Here is a 22668-nt window from a genome sequence, read left to right as displayed (position 1 = left end):
CGCACTACGTGAGTATCAACGATGGCGGCACGCAACAGGGGAACTACAACAACAATGGCGCAACGGCCGCGAACTCGATTGCCATCGGACCGGGCGCGACAGCGACCGTGACAAATTCGGTGGCGCTGGGGGCGAACTCGCAGGCTATTACTCCCGCCACGCAGGTGACCAGTGCCACGATCGGGACGACCACGTATGGTGGCTTCGCAGGCAGCGCTACAGGCGTCGTGAGCGTCGGTGCGCCGGGTGCTGAGCGGCAGATCACGAACGTGGCGCCTGGACAGGTCACGTCCTCGAGTACGGATGCGATCAACGGCAGCGAGCTGTACTCGGTGGCCAGTGAGGTTGAGCGGTCGAAGACGCACTACGTGAGTATCAACGATGGCGGCACGCAACAGGGGAACTACAACAACAATGGCGCAACGGCCGCGAACTCGATTGCCATCGGACCGGGCGCGACAGCGACCGTGAACAATTCGGTGGCGCTTGGAGCGAACTCGCAGGCTACTACACAAGCCGTTCAGGTAACCAGTGCGACGATCGGTGGCACGACCTATAGCGGCTTCGCTGGCAGTGCCACGGGCGTGGTAAGTGTCGGTGCGCCGGGTGCTGAGCGTCAGATCATCAACGTGGCACCGGGCTCGATCACCTCGAGCAGCACGGATGCGATCAACGGCAGCCAGCTGTATGCGGTGGCCAACGAAGCGGCGGACTCGAAAACCCATTACGTGAGCATCACGGACGGCGGCTCGCAGGCGGGTAACTACAACAACAACGGCGCAACGGGCAAGTATGCGATCGCGATTGGCCCGGATACCGTGGCCAGCGCTGATACGGCGACTGCATTGGGGCACGGTGCGACCGCTTCGGGTATTGGAGCCACCGCCCTGGGCGATGCCGCCCAGGGCACTGGCGGTCTGGCTGCGGCCATGGGCAACAACGCAACGGCTAGCGGGGCGCTGTCACTGGCACTGGGTGCGGACGCAGTGGCTAGCGTCGACAACTCTGTGGCACTGGGCGCCGGTTCGGTCACGGCTCCACCGACGCAGGTGACGACTGCGACGGTCGGAACCATCACTTATGGCGGCTTCGCGGGAAGCGCGACAGGCGTAGTGAGTGTGGGTGCTCCGGGTGCTGAGCGGCAGATCACAAACGTGGCGCCGGGTGCGATCGACGTGACCAGCACGGATGCGATCAACGGCAGCCAACTGTACGCGGTGGCTAATGAAGTGGCGGAGTCGAAAACCCACTACGTGAGTATCAACGACGGTGGCAAGCAGCAGTCGAACTTTAACGACGACGGTGCGACCGGCATCAACTCGATCGCGGTTGGCCCTGGTGCCGTGTCGGGCGGAAATGGCTCGGTCGCGCTTGGCTCGCAGGCGCGAGCGACGCTCGATGGTGCAATCGCGATCGGCCAGAACGCGTTGACTAATGTGGCGAACTCAGTGGCGATTGGCCAGAACGCATTGGTCACTGTGGCGAACTCTGTGGCGGTTGGCGAGGGCTCGGTGGCGAACAATTTCACACAAGTCACCAGTGCCACGGTTGGCGTGAGTCCCAATACGATTACTTTCGGCAACTTTGCGGGCACCGCCACCGGCGCCGTGAGCGTAGGGACAATTGGGGCGGAGCGGCAGATCACCAACGTGGCGCCGGGCGCGATTACCTCGAGCAGCACGGACGCGATCAACGGCAGCCAGCTGTACTCAGCGGTCAATGCACTGGATCACGGTGGTGGTGGGACGACCGGCAATGTCCATTATCTGAGTATCAATGACGGTCAAAACCAGCAGGCAAACTATAACAACGACGGTGCCTCGGGCGTGAACGCGATTGCTATTGGTCCGGGCGCGGCAGCGCGTGCTAACGAAACGGTAGCGCTAGGCGCGAACACAGCCGCGATAGCGAATGACAGCACGGCGCTGGGAGCGTTCGCGGCGGTGACCGCGGACAGTTCTGTGGCGCTGGGCGCGCATGCGGCAGCCAACCTGGCGAACTCGGTAGCGCTAGGTGCAGGTTCGCAGGCCACGACACCGGCTACGCCGGTGGACAGTGCAACAGTCGGAGGCCTTACCTTTGGCCCGTTCGCGGGCAGCGCCCCGATCGGCGTCGTAAGCGTGGGCTATGGCAACGGTGGCGAGCGCCAGATCGTCAACGTGGCGGCGGGCCAGGTGACGGCAAACAGCACCGACGCGATCAACGGAAGCCAGCTCTATTGGGTGGCCAGCGAAGTGGCCTCGCTGTCAACGTCGATTGGCAGTAACGGTGGCAACGGAACCAACGGAAATGGAGGTAACGGGCACTACGTGAGCATCAATGACGGTGGCACGCACGCGGGCAACTACAACAATGAAGGCGCGACTGGCAATCAGTCGATCGCGATCGGCCCGAATGCGCGCTCTGCTGGCAACAACTCCGTGGCGCTCGGTGACGGCTCAACGTCTTCGGGCACTGGCAGCACCGCCGTTGGTTCCGGTTCGGTTGCCTCGGGCAACTTTAGCAAAGCCGACGGTTACCACGCGATGGCCACTGGCGATAACAGCTCGGCCTTGGGGGCGAACACGACGGCAAGTGGGTCGGGTGCCACGGCGATAGGCGCGAACGCGACAGCGGGCGGTAAGGGATCTGTCGCGCTGGGCATGAACTCGGTGGCGAACGAGGCCAACACGGTCTCTGTGGGCTCGCCGGGGAACGAGCGTCGCATCACGAACGTGGCACCAGGCCTGAGCGGCACCGATGCGGTCAACATGAGCCAGCTCATGAATGTGCAGTCGGGCATCAATGATCTTGCGCGCAAAGCCTACTCGGGTATCGCAGCGGCTACTGCTCTCACGATGATTCCGGAGGTTGACAAGGACAAGACCATCGCGGTGGGTATCGGTGGAGGCTCCTATGAGGGCTACAGCGCTGGGGCTATCGGTATCAACGTGCGTCTGACCGAGAACCTCAAGATGAAAGCCGGCGTGGGTGTCAGTGCCGCGAGTCGGACCTACGGTGGTGGCCTGTCGTACCAGTGGTAAAGCGGGGCCGCACCGAGTGCGGCCAAAAACAGGCCGGTCCCGCCACTGCGGGGCGGACCGGCGACTTGCTGGAGGAACCTTATATGTTTTTTACATCCATCCGTGCCTTGGGGCTTGCCGTCGCGGCAGTCTTGGTGCTAGGCGCGTGCACGGCAGGCTCGGGCCTGACGTACAACAGGTATGCGCTGCGTGCCTACGACGGCCAACAGGCGTTCCAGGTGACTTGCCATGGGGTGTTCGAAGGGCAGGCGGAGTGCATGAAGCGAGCGCAGGAAGTTTGCGGCCAGATGCCGGTTCGCCCCCTTGAGCGAATCTCTCCGCTAGAGAAATCGGCCAAAGGCCAAGGCGATTGGCGCGTCATGAACTTCCAGTGCGGCGTGCCGCCGGCCGCCAAACCGCCGGTACTGCCGCCGCCGCCGCCGGTGCAGCCGCCCCCGCCGCCGCCGCCGCCGGCGCTGGCGCCGAAAATCTCCGGTACCGTGCATTTCGACCTCGGAAAGGCCACGCTCACGCGCTATGCGCGTATCGAGCTGGATAACATCATCAGTAGAGCCATGAAAGCTCAGCCGAGCGGCACGATGAAACAGGCGACTGTGGACGGCTACACCGACTCGACAGGCACCGAAGCGATCAATGCCCCGCTGGCAGTCAACCGGGCGCGCGCAGTGTGGGACTACTTGCAGACGCACGGCGTGACAGCGCAGCAATTCGATATAAGGGGCCACGGTCCCGCCGACCCTGTCGAATCCAACTTAACAACCCACGGGCGTTTGGAAAACCGTCGTGTGGACATAGAACTGCAGCCTTAAGAATCGGCCGGTGCGGTGGCCGTCGTGGCCACCGTCTGCCATCTGCCCTTTGACAGCATACCGATACGACCATGAATGCACCGGACGAAGCCTGGCAGGGCGCCGCGCACAGCGCGCTTGCGCAGGGCGACCTCGTGAGCGCCTCTTGGCTGCTCGACGCACATGATGCCGTGCACTCGACGCAGCCCGAAGTAGTGGTTCTGTTTAGCAAAGTGATGCGTATGCGCGGACGTCATGCGGATGCGTCCGGCGCGCTTGGGCAGGCTCTCGAGCGCCATCCTGAAAACGTTGAGCTGCTCCTCGCGCGTGCTCGGCTGGCACGCGACTTCAAGGACGCGCAGCAGGCGCACGGATACTTTGCGCGGGCGTGGAAGCAGGTGAAGGGCGTTGCCACCTGGGTTCCGGAATGGATCGATGTGATGCTTGCAATCGGGCTGCGCGATGAAGCACTGCGCGTTGCCCGCGTACATGCGGCGCGCGACAGGCGCGATGCTGAAGCATGGTTCTGGCTGGGCTATGTACATCATCTTGGGCGAAACTTTGACGCGGCACGTAAAGCCTATCGCCGTTGCCAGAGGATCAATCCGCACAGGCGGCCGCTACGCAGCAACCTCGGTGCGATTTACCTGGAGCTGCATGACTACGCCGCAGCGCGAGTTGAGCTTGAGCAGGCGCTGATCGATGACCCGAGCAATGACCTTGCCTGGAGCAACCTGTCGTTGCTGTTGTTGAAGGAGGGGGACCCCACGGCTGCGCGTGTGGCCGCCGAGCGAGCAATAGTACTCGGTCCGCAGCTGGCCTGTGCGTGGCAAGGATACTCAAACGCGCTCAAGGAGCTGCAGGAATGGGACGCCGCGTGCCAGGCGGCCGCCCGGGCATACCAGCTTGCACCTTCCGAGCCCTTGTACCTTTGGGCGCTCGGCATGTTACAGCTCGTGCAAGGCAATTACCGCGAGGGCTGGATCAGCCATGAGGCTCGCTGGCAGGGTTCGAGAGAACTGCGGGACGTGTCCCTTCCTTGGCGTATGCCGCGATGGAATGGCCAGCCCGTTGGTGGGCGCAGGGTACTCGTCTGGAGCGAGCAGGGCTATGGCGATGTGCTGCAGTTTGTACGATTTTTGCCGGCTTTCGCGCAACGCATCCGTGACGCTGGTGGCGAGGTCGTGTACTGCGCGTTCCCACCACTCCTGTCGCTGGTTTCGAGAGATCTGGGCGACGAGGTAGGGACAATTGTTCCGTCCGTACTAAGTGCTATACCGGCGCATGATTTCCAGATTCCCCTTGGGAGTCTGCCGCTTATCCTCGGTGTGCTGCTCGAGGACCTGCCGCGTTACGCGCGACCATACCTGAGGCCGGATACGCAGCGCGTATCGCAGTGGCAGGGGCGTTGGGAGTCGCGCGACGCAAGCTCGCGAGGGAAAACGCTTAAGGTCGGACTTGTATGGAGTGGCAGCCGTACTCATCAGCGCAATCCCTACCGTTCCGTTGTTCCGCGCGCGCTCGCGCAGGTGCTTGCGGGCATCGAGGGGGTGACCTTCTGTAGCCTGCAGATGCAGGCACCGGCCGAGGAGCTTGAGGTTTTCAGGCAGGCTGGGTTGGACATGCTGGACGACACGCACGAGCTGCAGTCGTTCGATGAAACAGCCGCATATGTGAGTAGCCTTGACCTGGTGATCACGGTGTGCACGTCGGTGGCGCATCTGACTGGCGGGCTTGGGGTGCCCGGCTGGCTGTTGCTTGATGTCAATCCACATTGGGTGTGGATGACCGAACGCCAAGATAGTCCATGGTATCCGTCGCTGCAGCTGTACCGCCAGTCGGAGTTCGGGCAATGGGCTCCCGTGCTCGCGCGAGTTGCCCGCGATCTGCGCGCGCATGTCGTGCAGGTCCAGCGCGGCCGGGACCTACGAGTGACGGCAACAGGATAAAACGTGACCTTGGAAAGTACGAAAAGGCTGGACGAGAAAATACGTGAGGAATCCTTTACGTATTCATAAACCGTGTAAACACACCCTGACGAGGTGCCGAAGTGAACTCCCTTAATGGTCTGGCATGGACGAAGCTGGCGCTCTGGTGGCTCAGAAATGACTACCCTGCCGCAGCGCGAGCGGCGGCCGAGAGTGCACTTTCGCACATGCCGAACTCCGCTGTCGCGTGGCAGAACTATTCGAACGTCCTCAGGGAGCTTCGGGAGTGGGACGCCGCACTGTCCGCTATCCGGCGCGCCTGCGAACTCGATGTGCATGATGATTCGATGCGTTGGTCGCTGGGCACGCTGCAACTGATGCTGGGTGACTATGAGCGCGGCTGGCCTGGTCACGAAGCGCGCTGGCAGGGTGAGCCCGAGTTGCGTGCGGCGCCCTTGAACCGGAAGACGCCGCGCTGGAACGGCCAGCCGCTGTCGGGAAAAACGCTGTTGGTGTGGAGCGATCAGGGCTACGGCGACGTGTTGCGGTTTATACGTTTTTTGCCGGCCTTTGCCCGTTGGGTACGTCAGCAGGGGGGCGATATCGTGTTCTCGACTCCGGAGCCGCTGCTCGCGCTGCTGGAACGCCGCGTTGCCTCCCGGGTGAAGCAGGTCGTGCCCATGCATGCTCAGGAAACGCTGGCGTATGACTACCAGTTGCCGCTGGGTAGCCTGCCGCTCACGCTGGGCGTGACAGTCAAAGATCTTCCTAACTATGGTGCGCCTTACCTGATACCCGATGCGGCGCAGGTCAGGGCCTGGCGTGAGCGCTGCGCGGGCGCGGGCCTGAAGGTGGGCCTGGTCTGGAGTGGCTCGCGTTTTCACCATCGCAATCCGTACCGCTCGGTGCCGCCCTATGCGCTCGCCCGGGCGCTTGGCATCGTGCCTGGCGTGCATTTTTTCAATCTGCAGGTCGACGCCCGGGACGACGAGCTCGCGGTATTGCGCGAGGGTGGTCTGCGGCTAAGCGATCACAAAGCCCGCCTTGTGACATTTGACGACACAGCCGCGTGCGTACAGCAGCTGGACCTGGTGATCACAGTTTGCACGTCGGTGGCGCACGTGGCGGGGGCGCTCGGAGTGCCGGCGTGGCTGCTGCTCGACGTCAACCCGCATTGGATGTGGATGGATGGTCGCCGGGATAGCCCGTGGTATCACTCGGCGCGGCTATATCGGCAGACATCGTTCAGGCAGTGGGATCCCGTGCTTGGACAGATCGCGGGCGATCTCATCGCACTGATGCGCCCGATGCGTGCACGCGGGAAAGCGAGCCAGGAGGTCTCAGGATGAAAGATGATCGATCCCCCCGGGCCGGTCTGCCCGACGTGAAACATGTAAGGAGCGCTCGGTACGACGGTGGTGCAGGCTTGGTATCCATCGTCGTACCGCTCCTTGTCGCGACGCTGATTGGTGTTGTCGTCTACATCGCATTCGCGTGGCGGTCATGATTCAGGAGATTTCAATCACACAGGGCCGATCGGCCCATGCGGGCAAAACACAGCATCATCAGGAGGAGCCGTGCACTGTGCCCGCGTCAAGCCGGATGTTGAGCCGATGAGACGAGCTCACCTGGCACGCACACACATTATTGGTTACGGGCGACGGGTGGCGATGTGCGCTGCGCTCGGCGCACTGCTTGCGCTTGCTGGCTGCAGCATTTTTGGATGTGGCGCGAGTGCCACCAACGGTGCGGCCGGCGGCAGTTGCACCGCAGGCATGCGCTTTTGATGGAAAACAGGATATACGCCCCTATTTGGGGAGGGAAGGTTCACATGGACCCCTACGAGGAGCTGCTCGCCAAACGCGAGCAACTGGATGCAGAGATTATGGCGATGCGTGCCGCAAAGCGCCCTGATGTGATCGCGCAGATAGGGCGATTAATGCAGGAATACGAAATAAATGTGAGTGAGATTGAGGAGTGGCATGGGCGACAGGAGGGCGACCGGCGTCGTGGTCGGGTCCCGCCGCGTTATCTGGATCCAAAGACGGGCGCAACGTGGTCAGGACGAGGAAAGCGCCCGCGCTGGATGGCAGGGCGAAACCCGGAGGAGTTCCGCATACGAACAGGCGAGTCGGAACCTGCGCCGCCGGCACCTCACGATGAACTTACCCGTGCCCTCTATGGATCGGGCATGAAGATTTCTCATGGATTCGGGGTTGGAACAATCCGGAGGACAAAATGATGATCCAGCACCGTGCTGAGACAAATTACAACCGGGGTTAGAGAGATGCGTATTGGTATTTCCGTGCTCACGCACGCTGGACAAAACATCTGGGAGAACGGCTTGGGCCAGAACGTGCTGTTCCTGGCTGACCTGCTGACGGATGTTGAGTTCGTGCAATCGGTGATCCTTATTAACTGCGGGGATCAGGAACAACTGCCGCCACAAGTGGATGCGCGTGCTCGAGCGCTACCGCTCGTGAAACCGTGTGAGGCCGGCGATCTTGTGGACGTCATTATCGAGATGTCGGGAGGTCTTGACGTGGCGTGGCTCGACCTCATGCGAGCGCGGGGCAAGAGGGTGATTTTCAACTGCTGCGGGCAGCCGTATGTGAATCTGATCGAGCCGATCATATTCAATCGCGCACCCTATGCGGCGCGCTATGAGCGATGTGACGAGGTATGGTATCTGTCCAAGGACACCCAGCATGCGCCTTTGCTCAGGATGCTGTTTCGCTGCGACGCTTTCGAGGTCCCGTTTCTGTGGGATGCCCGATTTGTGACTACTCGTGCGCAGGAGATTGCCCCGCTTGGTTTCAAATTCGGCTTTCAGGCACCGCATGGAGCTGGCCTGCGTGTGGCGATATTTGAGCCCAACGTGTCTGTGGTAAAGGCATCGAGTATTCCCATGCTCATCTGCGAGGAGGCCTATCGCACAGACTCACGCACCGTGCCGGCTATGCATGTGCTGAACACGCTGCATATGACCGAGCACCAAACGCTGCTGCATCTGGCCAATTCGCTGGACATTGTGAGGCAACAACGCGCGACGTTTCACGGTCGCCACGATGTCGTAGGCTTCATGGCACAGCATGGCGATGCGGTCGTATCGCACCAGTGGGCGAATGAACAGAACTATAACCACCTTGACGTGCTGCACGGAGACTATCCCCTCATACATAACGCGCGATGGTTGCGCGATGCGGGTTACTACTATCCGGATTTCGATATTGCAGCGGGCGGGCAGGCCCTTGTTCGGGCGGTAGGCGAGCACCACAAGGGGCTTGAGAGCTACCGCGGCCGTACAAGGGATGTGTACGCGAAAGTTTCGCCCGCGGCGCGTGTAAACCGCGAAGCTTATGCCCGCCGTCTTTGGCGGCTGGTGCGGGGGCGTGTGAGTGGGGGCGTGGGGGTATGACATACACGCAGCTAGCTCGCGGCCCTCGGCGTGTAGGCATTTCGATATACGTGCGCAAGGGACCACAGTCGTTGTGGGAAAACGGCATCTTCCAGAACTGCCTGTTTCTCGCAATGCTCTTTGAGCGCATGCCAGGCGTCGAGCTTGTTTTCTTGGTAGCCGGCGGCGGTGACGGCAATCTCGACGACGCACGACGCTTTCTCGTCGACTCGCCAGTGCCGGTGATCGACATGGCGAGCGCCGCGCAGCAACTGGACCTGATGGTCGAGATGAGCGCGCAACTGGATCGCGAATGGATCGTGAGATTTCGCGAAAAGGGTGGTCGGGTCGTGTCGATGCGTGTGGGCAATGATTACGTCATAGACATCGAGCGCATGATGTTCAATCTCGATCCAGGTTTGCTCATCACGGGATCGCCCTATGACGCCGTGTGGACGCTGCCCGAGTATGCATACAACTGCGCACAGTACTTCAGAAGCACCTTCCGGGCGCCAGTGACGATCGTGCCGCACCTCTGGAGCCCAATCTTGCTTGATCGTGCCGCCGTAACCCTCGCCGGCCCGGGCTTTGGCTACCGGTGCGGCCGCCGGCGGTGGCGTGTCGGAATCTTCGAGCCGAACATGTGCATGGTCAAGACCAGCTTTGTGCCGATGATGTGCTGCGAAACGGCGCACCGCATGCACCGCGACCGCCTCGAGGCGGTGCGCGTGTTTAACACGGCCCATCTCACGACGCGTGTGGGGTGGCCGGAGTTCACGCGGGCATTGGACATCGTGCGACACGGGCTCGCCTCGTTTGAGGGACGCTATCCGTTCTATCAGGTAGCGGCAGCTCATGTTGATGCGATCGTTTGTCATCAATGGGAAAACGCCCAGAACTATCTGTACTACGAGGCGTTGTACGGTGGGTACCCCCTTATTCACAACTCTGCCATGGTCGGTGCGTGCGGGTACCGCTATCACGACTTCGATATGACAGAAGGCGGGCAAATGTTGTTGCAAGCGTTCGACATTCACGATCAGCAGCTCGACGCCTACCGGCAACGGGCGCGCGACTTCCTGCGCACCCTGGATCCCGAACGGGAGGCGAATATCCGTGCGTATAACGATGCCGTCGCGGCGTTGTACTCATAGAGGGACACAAGGAGATTCCGGATGAGCCCAGGACGGGGAAGGACTGAACTGCCAGCAGGGTCGAAGCCCTATGTGGAGAGTGAAGGTTACGCCTTCGAATTAAAGAGCGGCAACGTCGCAGGTACTTCGATGCGCCCCCGGAGGGGGCGCGCCCGATACCGCCGATGGCGCTATGGCGTAGCAAAGCATAGGCGAATGCACATGACGCTGGCCGGCGCGCAGGTCGATGGCGAGCGCGTCGGACTTGCGCGTCCGATGTCGCATTGCGGGGCCCGCCGCAATCAGGCCTTCGCTGAGCTTGGGAAGATGGGTCAGCCCCAATGCGTCCGGGTTGCTCATGTTGCTCGGGCCGCTATGCACCGTACTGGCGTACCCACTGGAATCCTGCCCGCTCGAGGGTGGCATCGGCGCGCGCCACGCCGTGCTCGGGCGCGGTTACATGCTCGGACACTGCGAGCGCAGCGTCCTTGATTTTTTGATGTGGTTGGGCGAGAAGTCCGCCAAAGTGGACCATTGGTAATCATTTTTACTGGGAGGCTCCTTGAAGCAAAAATTCGCAGCATGGACGATGGCCTGTTTACTGGCCACGAACGCGAGTGTGGCGCTCGCACAAAAGGTGCAGCAGCCAGGTACCTCGGCGGAGGAACTTATTAGTGACGCTGATACGGTCATTAAGGAGATCGATGCTGGCAACTACGCCGAAGTGTGGAAAGGGATGGCGCCATTCGTGCGTGCGCAGGAGACACAGTCAGACTTCGTCAGCAGAGTTCGGCAGGCGCGGCAGACGATGGGGCCGGTGGCACAGCGGGGCTGGACCGGCGTGAATCGTGTGGTGATCCGCAATACACAAGGCGTACCGGATGGTCTCTACGCGAACGTGGATTACGTGACGAGTCTGGCTAGCGGGCGCGTTGTCCCCGAGCATCTGTCTTTCCATCTCGAGAACGGCCGATGGTATCTGACGGGGTATGTACCGCAGTTGGCGCCGCGCGGCCCTGCGGCGAATGGCGCGCCGCCCGCCGGTGCAAACGGGGCATACCCTTCGTTCGGAAACACGCCGGCAGAATGAATCCGTACCGCCAGTGCAAGGTGGGAGTGATGATTCCCACCTACAATCGCCCAGACATGCTTCGCCATTGCGTCTTGCAGATGCTTGCGCAGACGCGTCGGCCCGATGTCATCTGCGTGTACGAGAACGGCCTGCCGGGAAACTATCGCTGGTGCGTGGAGGATATCGAGTTCCCGATTATCTGGCTGCATACGCCGCACCGGGAGCCGAACTATGAGTTTTATCTCAGGCCCTTACTGTTCCTTATCGGCGAGGGTTGCACGCATTTCTTTCGCGTCGACCATGACGACCTGTACCTGCGCAATCACATCGAAGTGTCGCTCGGCGAATTGCTTGCCGGGCGAGACTTCAGGATATCAAATCACTGCGGAGTCCTTATCGTACCGAGCGACTCTGGGCGGCGTTCGTATGAGTATTACGACGGAGTGCGATTCGAGTTCCACGCTCCGAAAGGAATGAGTTCGTCTATCGCTTTTAACCGATCATTCGCCGTGATGCTGGCCGAACAACTGCCACTGCATTCGGAGTATGTCGATTTCGATGAGATCGTGGCTAGGGTGGTAGCGCCATTTTTTAGTTGTCACTGGTCAAGCATCAAGACCACTGTGTACGTCTCCCACGTTGGTGCCGCCACTTCGGGACATTGGGTGGGGCTTGCAGGAAAATTGCCACCGTTCGCGCAGGGTTGACAACATTGGAACCAGAGACCGCCATGAGACGATTGGATTTTGAAGCCCGCCCGCATGCGACCGACCCGGACGTATCAGAGTACGCGTCATGGCCCGTGCATGACGAGGTCGTGCTGCTATGTCCACAGTTGGTGACAGGGGGCGCTGAAGCCCTGCATCAGTTGGCCTACGCGATCAACGCATTGGGTGGTCGGGCAAAACTGGCCTACTACGGGCGCTCGCGACTGGAGTTCCGCGGGCGGTCCCTGACTTGTCATCATGTGCCAGAGGTGCCGGTCTGGCAAGCGTACGCCGGTTATGCACCTGTGGTGCTAGATGAGATCGTGCTCGGCACGCGCACGTTTATCTTGGTTCCGGAAACCGATACGGCTTTGGCGCTCAAACTCACATCGCTGCCGCGTGGCATCTGGTGGCTGTCGCTGGATAGCGCAATACGTGCCAATCCGCAACTTATGGAGCGTCGTTACATGGTGCAGCTCATGGGCGATCCGACGCTTACGCACTTCTACCAATCCGAACATGTCCGGCGCTTTCTTGTAGAGCAGGGTGCGCGGCAGATGCTTCCCTTGTTCAGCTATATCAACGCGCAAGCCTCGTATGAGCAAGAACACGCCCACGGTGCGAGAAAGACCGCGTCACGCGCGCACGTCGCCATGTTCCCGCGCAAGGGCGCGGTATTGGCACGCAGGTTTCTCGGTGCCGCTCGCGGCCTTCGGTTCGCGCTTCTTGACGAGCTCACGCGTACGCAAGCTGTGAGCGTGTTGCGTCAATGCGCGGTGTATGTCGATTTCGAGCAAACGCTAGGCAAGGATCGACTGGCGCGCCTTGCGGCCGCCTGCGGCGCGATCGTGTTCCTTCATGAGCATGGGCCAGCAGTGAACTTCGCCGATCATCCGCTGGATCCATATTTTCTCTTCAGTCATGCCGATATCGATAACGGTGTGCTGCTCTCCAGGATCAAGGCGGTCTTGGCTCAGCATGAATCGTACTGGTCCAGACAGCGCTTCTATCGGCAGCGCATTCGGATGGGCAAGGAGGAATTCTACTTGCAGGTCAGGACGTTTTTCATGTCGAACGAACGGTTGCCGGGCGCCGGCGTCGCCTGAGGGGGCAATGAATACCACCGCTGTCACGGTGAACAGCACGGCTTCGCGTTCACATTGATAGTTTGTTTCAGAGTACGAGGACGACCACACGCGTCAGGTCATCGGTGCAAAGTTCACGTTACCGTGGGCTGTACGGCTGACGCAGTTAGCAAAGGAGATAAGAAAATGAAAACACAAAAGCTAGCCTGGATGTTTCTGGGAGTCACGCATGCGTCGGTTGCCTGCGGGCTGCTCGGCGTCGTTGATCAGGTCAGCAGCGACGGACAGTATATTACGTCGCGCAAACTGGTCGCGCTCGTGGAAGAGGCGCGCCGGCAAGGTGGGTTTGAGCAGGCGGCGCGCGACATGGCGCAAATGCATCGTGATTTCATGAACAGCGACAGGCTCTCCAGCAGAGTCCGGCGTCGAGTGGACATTGATTACTCGAAGAATGTGGGCCTTCTGAATTGTTGGGTGGCCATGTGCACGGATCGGCCGGGCGACCCGGACTGCCAGTTCTAGTGCCCATATGCGCGACCCTACTTTCCACAATCCCGTGGGTCGGGTGCGTCACCCGGCACAGCCTCCATTACGCGTTTCAGGGCGGGAAACGGTCATGTCGAGGCTCAAGCGCTCGCCAGGCAAGCTGCTGGACTGGCTATCGCGCAAGCCCGCGCGGCTGTTCTTCGTCACTTCCGTGGCTATACCTAACATGGTGACAGTCCCCTACTATGGTTTCGTTGCCGCCGGCAAGTATATTTCAGAGAGTCATTTCGTCGTGCGCAGCCAGCGACAGGTAGCGGCGCCGGTGACCGACCCAATGCCTGGTTTGAGTGCTCGGCAAGAACAAGACGATGCTTCAATTGTCTGCGACTACATGCGCTCCATGGACGCTCTCACGGGACTCGAGGCAAGCCTTCATTTGCGCAAGCAGTTTGGTGCTCCCTATGGGGATACTGTGAGCCGCTTTCCTGCATGGGGGGGCACCGATTCGAGCGACGGGCATCTGCTGCGCTACTACCGCGACCATGTGGTTGATGTGACGCGGGACAGTACAACGGGCATTACAACGCTGCGGACTTCGGCGTTTAATGCACGCATGGCCCAGCAGATTAATGAAAGGCTTCTCGCCATGAGCGAAGTACTGCTCAACAGGCTTAATCAGCAAGCCAGACAGGATGAAATCCGTTACGCGAGCGCCTTGGTACAACGGGCGCGGCATCGGCTTGAGGCCTCGACACGCGCCCTAAGTGAATATCGGATGAACCATGGTGTATTCGACCCGCAGCGCCAGTCGCTGCTCCTGATGCACCAGATTGGCCGGTTGCAGGAGGCTTGGCTCGGCACACAGGGTAGGCTTGCGGAGGTGCAGTCCGAGTCGCCGCATAGCGCACAGGTCGAGAGACTCAACACGCGCATGGACGTGTTGGGTGCGCAAATTGAGGGAATCTCCCGGCGCATGACCGGAAAGGACGGTGCAAGCCTGGCTGAGCAAGGCCGGGAGTTCGAAGAGCTTGAGATCGACAGGGCGTTTGCCGAACGGCAACTGGGCAGCGCTCTTGCCCTCCAGGCGCAGGCCGAGACACGAGCCGCCATCGAGCGGCTTTACTTGGTTCGTATCGTACAGCCGGGATTACCGGACGCACCGCAAAAGCCTAGGCGTTTCTGCTCGATTTTCGCGATCTTCGGGATATCAATGGCTATCTGGGGGCTGCTCTCGCTGCTTGCGTTCCGCAAACGGCCGCGTATATCGCACTGAACTCATGACAATGCATACCTTCTCTTACCCGCGTGGCCCGGTCGAAGAGCCTGGGACGCGCCGCCCTTTCGATCTGCGCACTATCAGGCGTGGCGCACGGCTGCTCAGATGGCTCACTGGTCGCTCGCGTTTGTTGTGGATTGATTCTGGCATAGGACGGTTTGTCATGCGCGTTGTACTCTTTCTGGGGTTTCGTCCGGTCATAGCATGGCCAGGCCCTCTGCTGTATGCCGATGCGCACCCGCGAACGCCCGCGCTTTCATGGTTTGAAGTCCGCGGGGCGGCGACTGTGCGCGATGCGTTTATGGCGGCCTTGAGTGACGCGCTCAATGAGACCCCACGTCCTGACAGCAAGAGGGTCGCGACACTTATTCACCGTGTGCTGAAAGTCTGTGCCGGAAATGATGCGCGTGCGGTCCCAGAGACCGGCGCGGGAACGCCCCGGTATACGGATGCACACGTGGTGATCATCGACGAGCGTCTGTCTGCCGCGCATCCCTTTGGTCATTCCGCTCGTACCAGAAGAGTGCGTTTCACGCGCATGCTCACGGCCGTACTTACACAGCATCCTCGGGGCGAAGTGTGGCTCGTTCGCTCAAGCGACCCTGGGCGCGGGGAGTGGCTCTCGGAAGCCGTCGGCGTTGCCTCGAGCCGGATACGCCTGATCGAGGCGCATGTTGCCTTCGCCTCGGTTCTCAAGACTGTTGACCACGTCTATACACTAACCGCCTCGGAAGGATTCTTCGCGGTGCTGGCTAACATTACGGTGCACATCTTTGGGTCGCCTTACTATGCAGGATGGGGGCTTACCGACGATTACTTCCCCTTGGGCGGACGCCACGCACGTCCCACACGGGAGGCTCTGTTTCACGCCCTGTTCGTGGGCTTGCCGCGCTACCTAGACCCTTTCACCCACGAACTGGGGGACCTGGAGGCGGTGCTGGCGAGTCTGGAACTGCAGCGCGATGTCGCAAGCCGCTTTTCAGGTTTACATGCAGTGGCGGCTGTCGGTTTTCCCAAGGACAAGCGACGTACGACTGAGCCGTTCCTGAACGCCGGTGGCGGCCCTGTACGCTGGGTTACCGATCCGTGGAATGCCAGGATGGGTGAATGCGCCGCGCTATGGAGTGCGCGCAGCGGCGCCGGCCTGCCGCCTTACCTTCCCCATGTGCGGCTCGAAGAGGGCTTTCTGAGTTCATGCGCGCGCAGTCCGGAGTTATGTGCGCCATGCAGCGAGGTGATCGATTACAGCGGTATCTACTTTGATGCGAGACGGCCATCCGACTTGAGCTCAATGCTCAACTACGGTTTCTATACGCAGGCTGAACTCTCAAGGTCCAAAGCACTGCGTGAACAGATCGTCGCTGCCGGCCTGACGAAGGACAACTTCGGACGTCGCGTGCCACGATGGCGCGCGCCGCGTGACGCGAAGGTCGTGCTTGTGCCGGGCCAGCCCAGCGACGACCCATCGCTGCACTTTGGCAGTGTTGGAATCTTTACCATGCAGGCGTTACTTGCCCAGGTGCGCAAAGCTCGCCCCGATGCATGGCTCGTCTACCGTCCTCACCAGGAAATGCCTCGCATGAGGCGCGCCGCCCTGCGTGAGGCACTGTATTTCGCGGACGTCGTGGACACGCACGCGGACATTGTCTCACTCATCGAGGCGGCTGATGAGATTCACACGATCTCTTCCTTGGCGGGCTTCGATGCACTGCTTCGCGACAAGACGGTGTTTACCTATGGCGTGCCGTTCTATGCCGGATGGGGTCTCACGCACGACTATGTCAGCCCGATCTCGTGGCGCAACCGAAGATTGTCAATCGATATGTTGGTGGCTGGGGCGCTGCTACGCTATCCGCTCTACTGGGACCGGCAGATTCGCTGTTTCACGACACCCGAAGCCATCGTGCAGCGCATGGCCAATTGCGCGAGCCGCCCCTTCAAACCGGCTCGCTCAAGGGGTCGGCGCGTCAGATTCATGCCTTGGCAGGGCAACGGTGCTCGCCTGGCCTGGTACTTTGTGAGCGGCTGCTTCGCTTTGGTCCTGATCTACCTGTGGAGTCTTCATGAACAACGACTCGGTTAATACCCGTGTAAGTTTGTGGTCAACGTCGTACACAGGAGTGCAATTCTCATGAGCGCGAATCAATTACCGCTGGACCTTCCACCCGAAGAGGATGAGGCAGCATATCTCCTGCCCCGAGTCGCCGATGTGCGCAGCTCAATGCCTCCCATGCCAGAGATCGCGGATGGCGGCTTCCCCGGGATGATGCCCTTCGGCGTAAAGGGGCTACGCGGCTGGAAGGTCGGGGGGCCCGAGCGTGAGATAGCGCTGCCCATGAGTGTGGCCCAGATCCGACTGTATGCGATGCTACGAGCACTCGAGGCTAGAGCAGACAGTAGTCCGGCACGCATCACCGGCGTTCGGGGTGTACGCATCATGCGCGTCGTGGCGCTGTTGTCGACGGCGCCGGAGGCAGCCTACGCCGTAGTGCTGCCCTTCGGCGTGAGGCGCCTTGGGGACTGGTACCTCCCGAGTGCCGGGTACCAATGGGTAGTTCCCCCAACCCCCGCGCAGCTGCGTCTGTATGTGTTGCTGAGGGGCCTCGAGGCGAGGACTGGAGGGCGCCCGGCGCGCATTACAGGCGTGCAGGGCGTGCGCATCATGCGACTTATCTCGATGATGTCGGATTTCCCGGGGGCGATCCAGACTGTTGCGCTGCCGTTCGGGGTGAGGGGCTTGCATGACTGGCGGCTCCGGATGAATGGTCGGGATTTTCCGAACCTGCAGCGCACGTTTGAAGACACACGTGCACCGCTGTTCGCGCCGGCCTCGATCGCTCCCGCACGGACGGGTATGCGGCGGGTGGGACTGGGAATGGCGGCCTGCACATTGGGGGCGTTGGGGTGCCTGGCATGGGTCATGTCGCATGACGGGGATCTACCCGACAAGGCCGTTGTGCCGATGCGCGCCGTGGCGCTGGTGCGAGTCCCGGCGCCGCAACGTCCGGTGAGCGCGCCTACGTCCGTATCAAGTGAAATGGACAGGCTACTGGACGTGCACACCACGATCAAGCCGGTTACGCGCGCCGCCGCGCAACTCGCAGCGACTCCTTCCGGGCGCGCGACGGCTCATTCGCATGCGCGTGTGCACACGCGCATGCCGACGCACACGGCGCAACAGGCAAGGCACAGCCCGGTGCGCATGGCTACGGCGGACATGCCCGGTCGGCCCGCTCACGCGACAGCGGATATGCCGCAGCATGACCAGGCCCTGCCGGGCTGGCTGTCGGATGGTCCTTCTGCGCTTGAGGACTATCGAACGCTCACGGGAGCGACGTCTGACGAGCATAGTCCTGGCGTGCGGCACGCGTCCGCACCGCCCGTGGACCCAACGGAATGGGCCCGCCACGTGACCCAACGTCGTATTACCGAAACGCCCGATGCTTTCGTTCACTAAAAGCAGAATCGATACAGCGCGGATGCGAACCGACTATGGAACATCTGGTGCGGGTTTTGAATGATCGGGACCGACAGACGTTAGTGTGGCTGCGCAAGCAGCTCGGCGACGCGGCGGTGGAGGCCGCTTTGAACCGAATAGGAGGTCCGACTGGCAAACCTTATCTCTCGGCGCTTTGCAAGGAGCTAGGAGTCAGGATTCCAAGAGTATTATTGCCAGAGCCGCTCACGCCAACGCCAACACCAACACCGGTTGCAGAGCAATCACTGGCGGCAATCAGGACTTTGCTCGCGTCGAAGCCAGCAAAATTTCCGCATGGTGTCGGGTGATGACCCGATATGTGAGGGGGCGGCAGCGACATTTCGCGAAAGCGAACAGAATGCGCGGCATGGAGCCAGTTCGCGACTTGGGCAGGATTTTCAAGAAATACATGTCCGTTTGCACTTTACAAAATTCCCTTGCGCTACTGAAAATCAGCCGGTTCTCGAAAAAATACGCTCTCAAACGCCGGGTCACCATTCAGCCACGTCAATGTCCCTACCTTCGATTCACCTCTGCATTGTCCAGCCAACCGGCTATGTTCCCTCCCTAGGCTTCATTGATCAGGCACGCTACTTCCGGTACCAGTTTCGCAGACTGGGCGCCCAGGTCAGTATGGGCAAGAACCGTTTGCGTCATGGCGCCATCAACTTCGTCTTTGGTGCTCATTTGCAGTTCGAACCGGAGCTGGCCAGGCGTTTCAATTGTGTGTTCGTCAATCTCGAGCAATTGGGCGAGGCGGGCGCCAAGGTGGCCCCGGCCTATCTGCAACTGCTATCGACATCGTTAGTGGTCGACTACGACAAATCAAACGTCGAGGTGTATCGCAAGGACGGGGAGGTGCCAATCGTCACGTTTGGCTACGCGCCGTATCTCGGGGGCGGCCGGGATATTTCCTTCGACGACAGGTCGATCGATGTGCTCTTCTTTGGAAGCGTTAATGAACGCCGACAGAGTATTTTGCAGGAAATTCAGGCGGCGAATTGTAACGTCGGCATATTGCAGTTTGGGATTTATGGGCCAGAGCGCGATCAGGAAATCCGCCGGGCGAAGGCGGTTTTCAACTGCCATTTCTATGATACTGCCCGTTTCGAACAAGCGCGCGCATTCCAGTGCCTGTCGCTTGGTGTCCCTCTTATCAGTGAGCGGACAGCTACAACGTCGTCGCCGCCTCAATTCGAAGACAGCGTCTTCTGGGTGCCGTCCAGTGGAGTCAGAGCGTTTTTCGAGAACGAATTCCGCGCGTCAACGTTCGGCGAGATGGCGCGCAGGAAGCTGATCAATTTTGCGGCATACGATGTACTGGATCAGTACGCGGCTGCATTGAAGCATGCGAGACAGTATTTCATGGCCCGGACGGGCGAAGCTACAACGGTATGGCGACCCGAGCGTTTGCATATCGGATCTGGCAAAGACTATATGCCCGGGTGGTTCAATGTGGACATTGCCGAATCAGCCGAGCCGGATGCCTTGCTCGACCTGTCCGGGCCACTCGAATTGCCTGTGCGCATAAGTTGCATGACAGTCGGTCCCGTTGAGCTTTTACCCGAATCGGTTCAGTTTATTTACGCAAACAACGTTCTTGAGCACGTTCGTGACCTACCACGGCTAATGACAAACTGCCTGCGATTGCTCAAGCAGGGAGGACAGATGTTGATCGATGTACCCTATGAGCACGCTAGTAGCGCTTGGCAGGACCCCACGCATGTTCGAGCGTTCAATGAGAACTCCTGGAGTTACTATTCTGACTGGTTCTGGTACTTCGGCTGGTTCGATTCACGCTTTACTATGCATACCCTCGAATACCTGGACGGGAAGCTCGGCAAGTCTACACAGAAACAGGCGTATTTCATGCGTGTGCGTCTGGAAAAGGTCCTGACGAGCGCCGCTGAACGATCGATAGCACGTACGATGCGTGCAGATTTTGGTGGTCTGCCTAACGACGACATGGCCATGTGAAGCAGCGATGACCAAACGCTACATGTGAGTGTCGCCAAATCGCGCGCCCGATGAAAAGGAAAAGAACACGAGCTCGCACTAACAACATGTGCAGACGCACTCGATGCGCCGGGCAAGGCGGGGACGATCTGAGCGACGGAACTGGAACCGCAACAGGGTTGAGCTACGAAAACTGGTATGGCCCCGTTGACGTCAAGCACGAGATTGTCCATTGGATATCTTAACGATTCACTAAAGTCGGGCACAGCGTGGTTCTTGCAATCGCCCACCTCTTTGCTGCGAAGCCTGGCATACGGTAAAGCTGCGGGACGGCACGGTCAGACGACTCCGTTCGTGTATCAGACTGGGCTTCGACCAGGGGCTGTATACCGGGTCCAGTCGAACGACCAAGTCAGCGAACACAATACCCCGAGCGGCTATTTCCGGGCGAGCGTTGAACGTGCGAAGGCCACCGACGGGCAGGTGCTCATTCTGCAGGAAACGACCACATTCTCGTACAAGCAAGGCCCGTGCCGAACTCATCGGCTACGCCGGCAAGACTACCCCGCGAAACGGAAAAGAATGGAGTGGTCCGCGAAAGTACCGCGAAGGCCGCTTAGGCAACGTGGCATCCTGATGTATTCAAGTCTCGTTGCCACTGCCGATGGACTGCCGCCGACCAACGGCGGTCCATAAAAGGGCACTTTCGAACTCAGTGCCATATCAATCCCACGCGCGTACCGATCGAGGAGAAGGAAGCTGGTTGGCAAATATGGGGGGCAGTCAATTAAATTATTCGACGATCCTGTGCGTTGCGGTCACATCCGCGATCGGGAAAGCGAACATACGAGGGGCTTCGCATCACAAACGATCCTACCCATTCCCCTTGCTTACCTGCGTCGACCGGCTTGCGGAGATGGTTAGCGCACGATCTATAAAGCCATCCAGCTGGGTTCAGGTCGACGGACCCGATCGTGTCGAGTTTCGAGACGCGACGGGCCGTCCGATGACCGCGACACTCGAACTTCGCTATCAGCGAATGACCGTTCCGCGTCTATCGGACAGCAGAGTCGCCATTCTGGAGCTCTGCTATGACGTTGCGCTAAAGAAAGTGGCAATTGCGAGGTCACCAACTTGCTTACGAATCTGCACTACCGTCACACCGTTCAATCTATTCCAGTTGGCTATTTGGGTGATCGTCAAGGGTCGGCTCACCTTCGGACCGTGGGGGAAATATGTCGGAAGCGTAAATATGGCATAGCGGATGATTCCGGGTGCTACGAAATTCACCTTTGATCGCTATTTTGCATTTTCGTAATTCGGAAAATTGGTAGCTGACTTCTCGTGATCGGTGGCATTCTCGCGACTTGAGTGAGATCATTTTGTAGGTGCGAGGCTTGCATCCGCAACCATTTAACTTGCAGGCGCAATATAACCTAATTTAATCAGAGTTAACATCCCTAACATTTGGCGCGCGCCGATAGGGCGGCGGATGTGTCGCTAAGAACCCAAAGGTAAACGCCAACTGTTTGAAGCCTGCCAGAAGTAGGAGCCGACCGTGGTCCGAGCTGGTGGTGCCCAAGACGACGAGCGTAAAAATCAACTAGCTTCTCAAGTGATTTTTAGGGGCGCAATAGAAGATGTGCTAAAGCGGTCATTCGATAAAATTGACTGTTTTAATTTGAAAAACATAACTCGTTTTAAGCGATAAAAAATATTTTAATTAATTTGTAAAAATATATAATTGTATGACCTGCTTCGATACGATTAAGATGATTGAACAGGAATGGCTGTTGTGTCCGATGCGGGTGCTGGTTCTTTAATATTGCTGGTGCTTAGATTGAATTTGAGGGTGCGGAGGTGGCTCAATGGTTCACGGTCTCAGGCGATGCGAATAAACAGGGATGCAAACGGTGGGCATGCGAGATCTGGTATACGGATCAGCAAATCCGCGAGAGCAGTAGCCGTTTTGTGGAGCGAAGCTCATTGCCGATCCTGGTGTGCGGACGCAGATATTTCGCGTGTTCACTGTGTCAGCGAGGTCCGGAAGAAATTATTGCCGAGCAGGGCGTCGAAGACGCCCATTCGACGGTGCGCCCATTGGTGATATTGCGAAATGCCGACTCTAACGATGGCGCAAGAAGCGGCATGAATCGACTACCCGTGCGATCTATCAACGCCATGCATACGATGTCAATCGCGATCAGGCGGGGTGCGTATCGGAACAACTTATTGACCTTTCCATAAATCATGACGTCACCACAAGGTTGCCTGAATCCAGCACGCGGCGATGATCGAAGGTCGGTGCTGAGCGCTTTTGAGCTTGTTGCGAGCGACGG

The 22668-nt window shown here is 59.6% G+C and carries 16 protein-coding genes; all 16 read left to right on the top strand.

Going from position 1 to position 22668, the window contains the following annotated elements; translation table 11 throughout:
• On the top strand, positions 1-3023 hold a 3023-nt coding region (locus HV796_RS35230), incomplete at its 5' end, for a YadA-like family protein (protein ID WP_175232501.1).
• A gap of 83 nt (positions 3024-3106) precedes the next feature.
• The gene (locus HV796_RS35225) at positions 3107-3832 is read left to right on the top strand and encodes an OmpA family protein (protein WP_175232500.1); all 726 of its coding nucleotides are present in this window, start codon (positions 3107-3109) and stop codon (positions 3830-3832) included.
• Between the two features lie 71 nt (positions 3833-3903).
• Complete coding sequence (locus tag HV796_RS35220) at positions 3904-5760, top strand: tetratricopeptide repeat protein (RefSeq protein ID WP_175232499.1); 1857 nt, start codon at positions 3904-3906, stop codon at positions 5758-5760.
• Positions 5761-5861: 101 nt separating this feature from the next.
• On the top strand, positions 5862-7088 hold the full coding sequence (locus HV796_RS35215; protein WP_175232498.1) for a tetratricopeptide repeat protein: 1227 nt from the start codon (positions 5862-5864) through the stop codon (positions 7086-7088).
• Between the two features lie 482 nt (positions 7089-7570).
• Positions 7571-7981 (top strand): H-NS histone family protein, encoded by a 411-nt coding sequence (locus tag HV796_RS35210; RefSeq protein WP_175232497.1) that lies wholly within the window; start codon positions 7571-7573, stop codon positions 7979-7981.
• 45 nt (positions 7982-8026) lie between these two features.
• On the top strand, positions 8027-9157 hold the full coding sequence (locus HV796_RS35205; protein WP_175232496.1) for a DUF2827 family protein: 1131 nt from the start codon (positions 8027-8029) through the stop codon (positions 9155-9157).
• Positions 9154-10290, top strand: a complete 1137-nt coding sequence (locus HV796_RS35200) for a DUF2827 domain-containing protein (RefSeq protein ID WP_175232504.1) — start codon at positions 9154-9156, stop codon at positions 10288-10290. The genes HV796_RS35205 and HV796_RS35200 overlap by 4 nt, the downstream gene beginning before the upstream one ends.
• 541 nt (positions 10291-10831) lie before the next feature.
• A complete protein-coding gene (locus HV796_RS35195) occupies positions 10832-11359 on the top strand; it encodes a DUF4019 domain-containing protein (protein ID WP_246356213.1) in 528 nt (175 codons plus the stop codon).
• 29 nt (positions 11360-11388) lie between these two features.
• Positions 11389-12048, top strand: coding sequence for a glycosyltransferase family 2 protein (locus HV796_RS35190; protein ID WP_175232495.1), 660 nt, complete (start codon positions 11389-11391; stop codon positions 12046-12048).
• A gap of 23 nt (positions 12049-12071) precedes the next feature.
• The gene (locus HV796_RS35185) at positions 12072-13154 is read left to right on the top strand and encodes a hypothetical protein (RefSeq protein WP_175232494.1); all 1083 of its coding nucleotides are present in this window, start codon (positions 12072-12074) and stop codon (positions 13152-13154) included.
• A 165-nt stretch (positions 13155-13319) separates the two neighbouring features.
• Positions 13320-13655 (top strand): hypothetical protein, encoded by a 336-nt coding sequence (locus tag HV796_RS35180; protein WP_175232493.1) that lies wholly within the window; start codon positions 13320-13322, stop codon positions 13653-13655.
• A gap of 94 nt (positions 13656-13749) precedes the next feature.
• Positions 13750-14892 (top strand): KpsE/RkpR family capsule polysaccharide export protein, encoded by a 1143-nt coding sequence (locus HV796_RS35175; RefSeq protein ID WP_175232492.1) that lies wholly within the window; start codon positions 13750-13752, stop codon positions 14890-14892.
• Between the two features lie 460 nt (positions 14893-15352).
• Complete coding sequence (locus HV796_RS35170) at positions 15353-16978, top strand: capsular polysaccharide export protein, LipB/KpsS family (RefSeq protein WP_217478088.1); 1626 nt, start codon at positions 15353-15355, stop codon at positions 16976-16978.
• Positions 16979-17557: 579 nt separating this feature from the next.
• The gene (locus HV796_RS35165; protein WP_175232490.1) at positions 17558-18352 is read left to right on the top strand and encodes a hypothetical protein; all 795 of its coding nucleotides are present in this window, start codon (positions 17558-17560) and stop codon (positions 18350-18352) included.
• Complete coding sequence (locus HV796_RS46435) at positions 18292-18681, top strand: CppA family protein (RefSeq protein ID WP_484555920.1); 390 nt, start codon at positions 18292-18294, stop codon at positions 18679-18681. The genes HV796_RS35165 and HV796_RS46435 overlap by 61 nt, the downstream gene beginning before the upstream one ends.
• Complete coding sequence (locus HV796_RS35160) at positions 18668-20350, top strand: class I SAM-dependent methyltransferase (RefSeq protein ID WP_246356211.1); 1683 nt, start codon at positions 18668-18670, stop codon at positions 20348-20350. The genes HV796_RS46435 and HV796_RS35160 overlap by 14 nt, the downstream gene beginning before the upstream one ends.
• Positions 20351-22668 lie beyond the last annotated feature (2318 nt).

Origin of the sequence: Paraburkholderia humisilvae, assembly GCF_902859855.1 — a bacterium.
Lineage (GTDB): Bacteria > Pseudomonadota > Gammaproteobacteria > Burkholderiales > Burkholderiaceae > Paraburkholderia > Paraburkholderia humisilvae.
Note: the sequence above shows the minus strand (reverse complement) of the source record. Positions and strands in the feature narration are given on the sequence as shown.

Bases quoted from the DNA above. Each gene is read 5' to 3' on its own strand.
- HV796_RS35175 (WP_175232492.1), top strand. From the start codon at position 13,750: ATGTCGAGGCTCAAGCGCTCGCCAGGCAAGCTGCTGGACTGGCTATCG.
- HV796_RS46435 (WP_484555920.1), top strand. From the start codon at position 18,292: ATGGGCCCGCCACGTGACCCAACGTCGTATTACCGAAACGCCCGATGC.
- HV796_RS35200 (WP_175232504.1), top strand. From the start codon at position 9,154: ATGACATACACGCAGCTAGCTCGCGGCCCTCGGCGTGTAGGCATTTCG.
- HV796_RS35220 (WP_175232499.1), top strand. From the start codon at position 3,904: ATGAATGCACCGGACGAAGCCTGGCAGGGCGCCGCGCACAGCGCGCTT.
- HV796_RS35185 (WP_175232494.1), top strand. From the start codon at position 12,072: ATGAGACGATTGGATTTTGAAGCCCGCCCGCATGCGACCGACCCGGAC.
- HV796_RS35210 (WP_175232497.1), top strand. From the start codon at position 7,571: ATGGACCCCTACGAGGAGCTGCTCGCCAAACGCGAGCAACTGGATGCA.
- HV796_RS35160 (WP_246356211.1), top strand. From the start codon at position 18,668: ATGGTGTCGGGTGATGACCCGATATGTGAGGGGGCGGCAGCGACATTT.
- HV796_RS35205 (WP_175232496.1), top strand. From the start codon at position 8,027: ATGCGTATTGGTATTTCCGTGCTCACGCACGCTGGACAAAACATCTGG.
- HV796_RS35190 (WP_175232495.1), top strand. From the start codon at position 11,389: ATGATTCCCACCTACAATCGCCCAGACATGCTTCGCCATTGCGTCTTG.
- HV796_RS35225 (WP_175232500.1), top strand. From the start codon at position 3,107: ATGTTTTTTACATCCATCCGTGCCTTGGGGCTTGCCGTCGCGGCAGTC.
- HV796_RS35165 (WP_175232490.1), top strand. From the start codon at position 17,558: ATGCGACTTATCTCGATGATGTCGGATTTCCCGGGGGCGATCCAGACT.
- HV796_RS35180 (WP_175232493.1), top strand. From the start codon at position 13,320: ATGAAAACACAAAAGCTAGCCTGGATGTTTCTGGGAGTCACGCATGCG.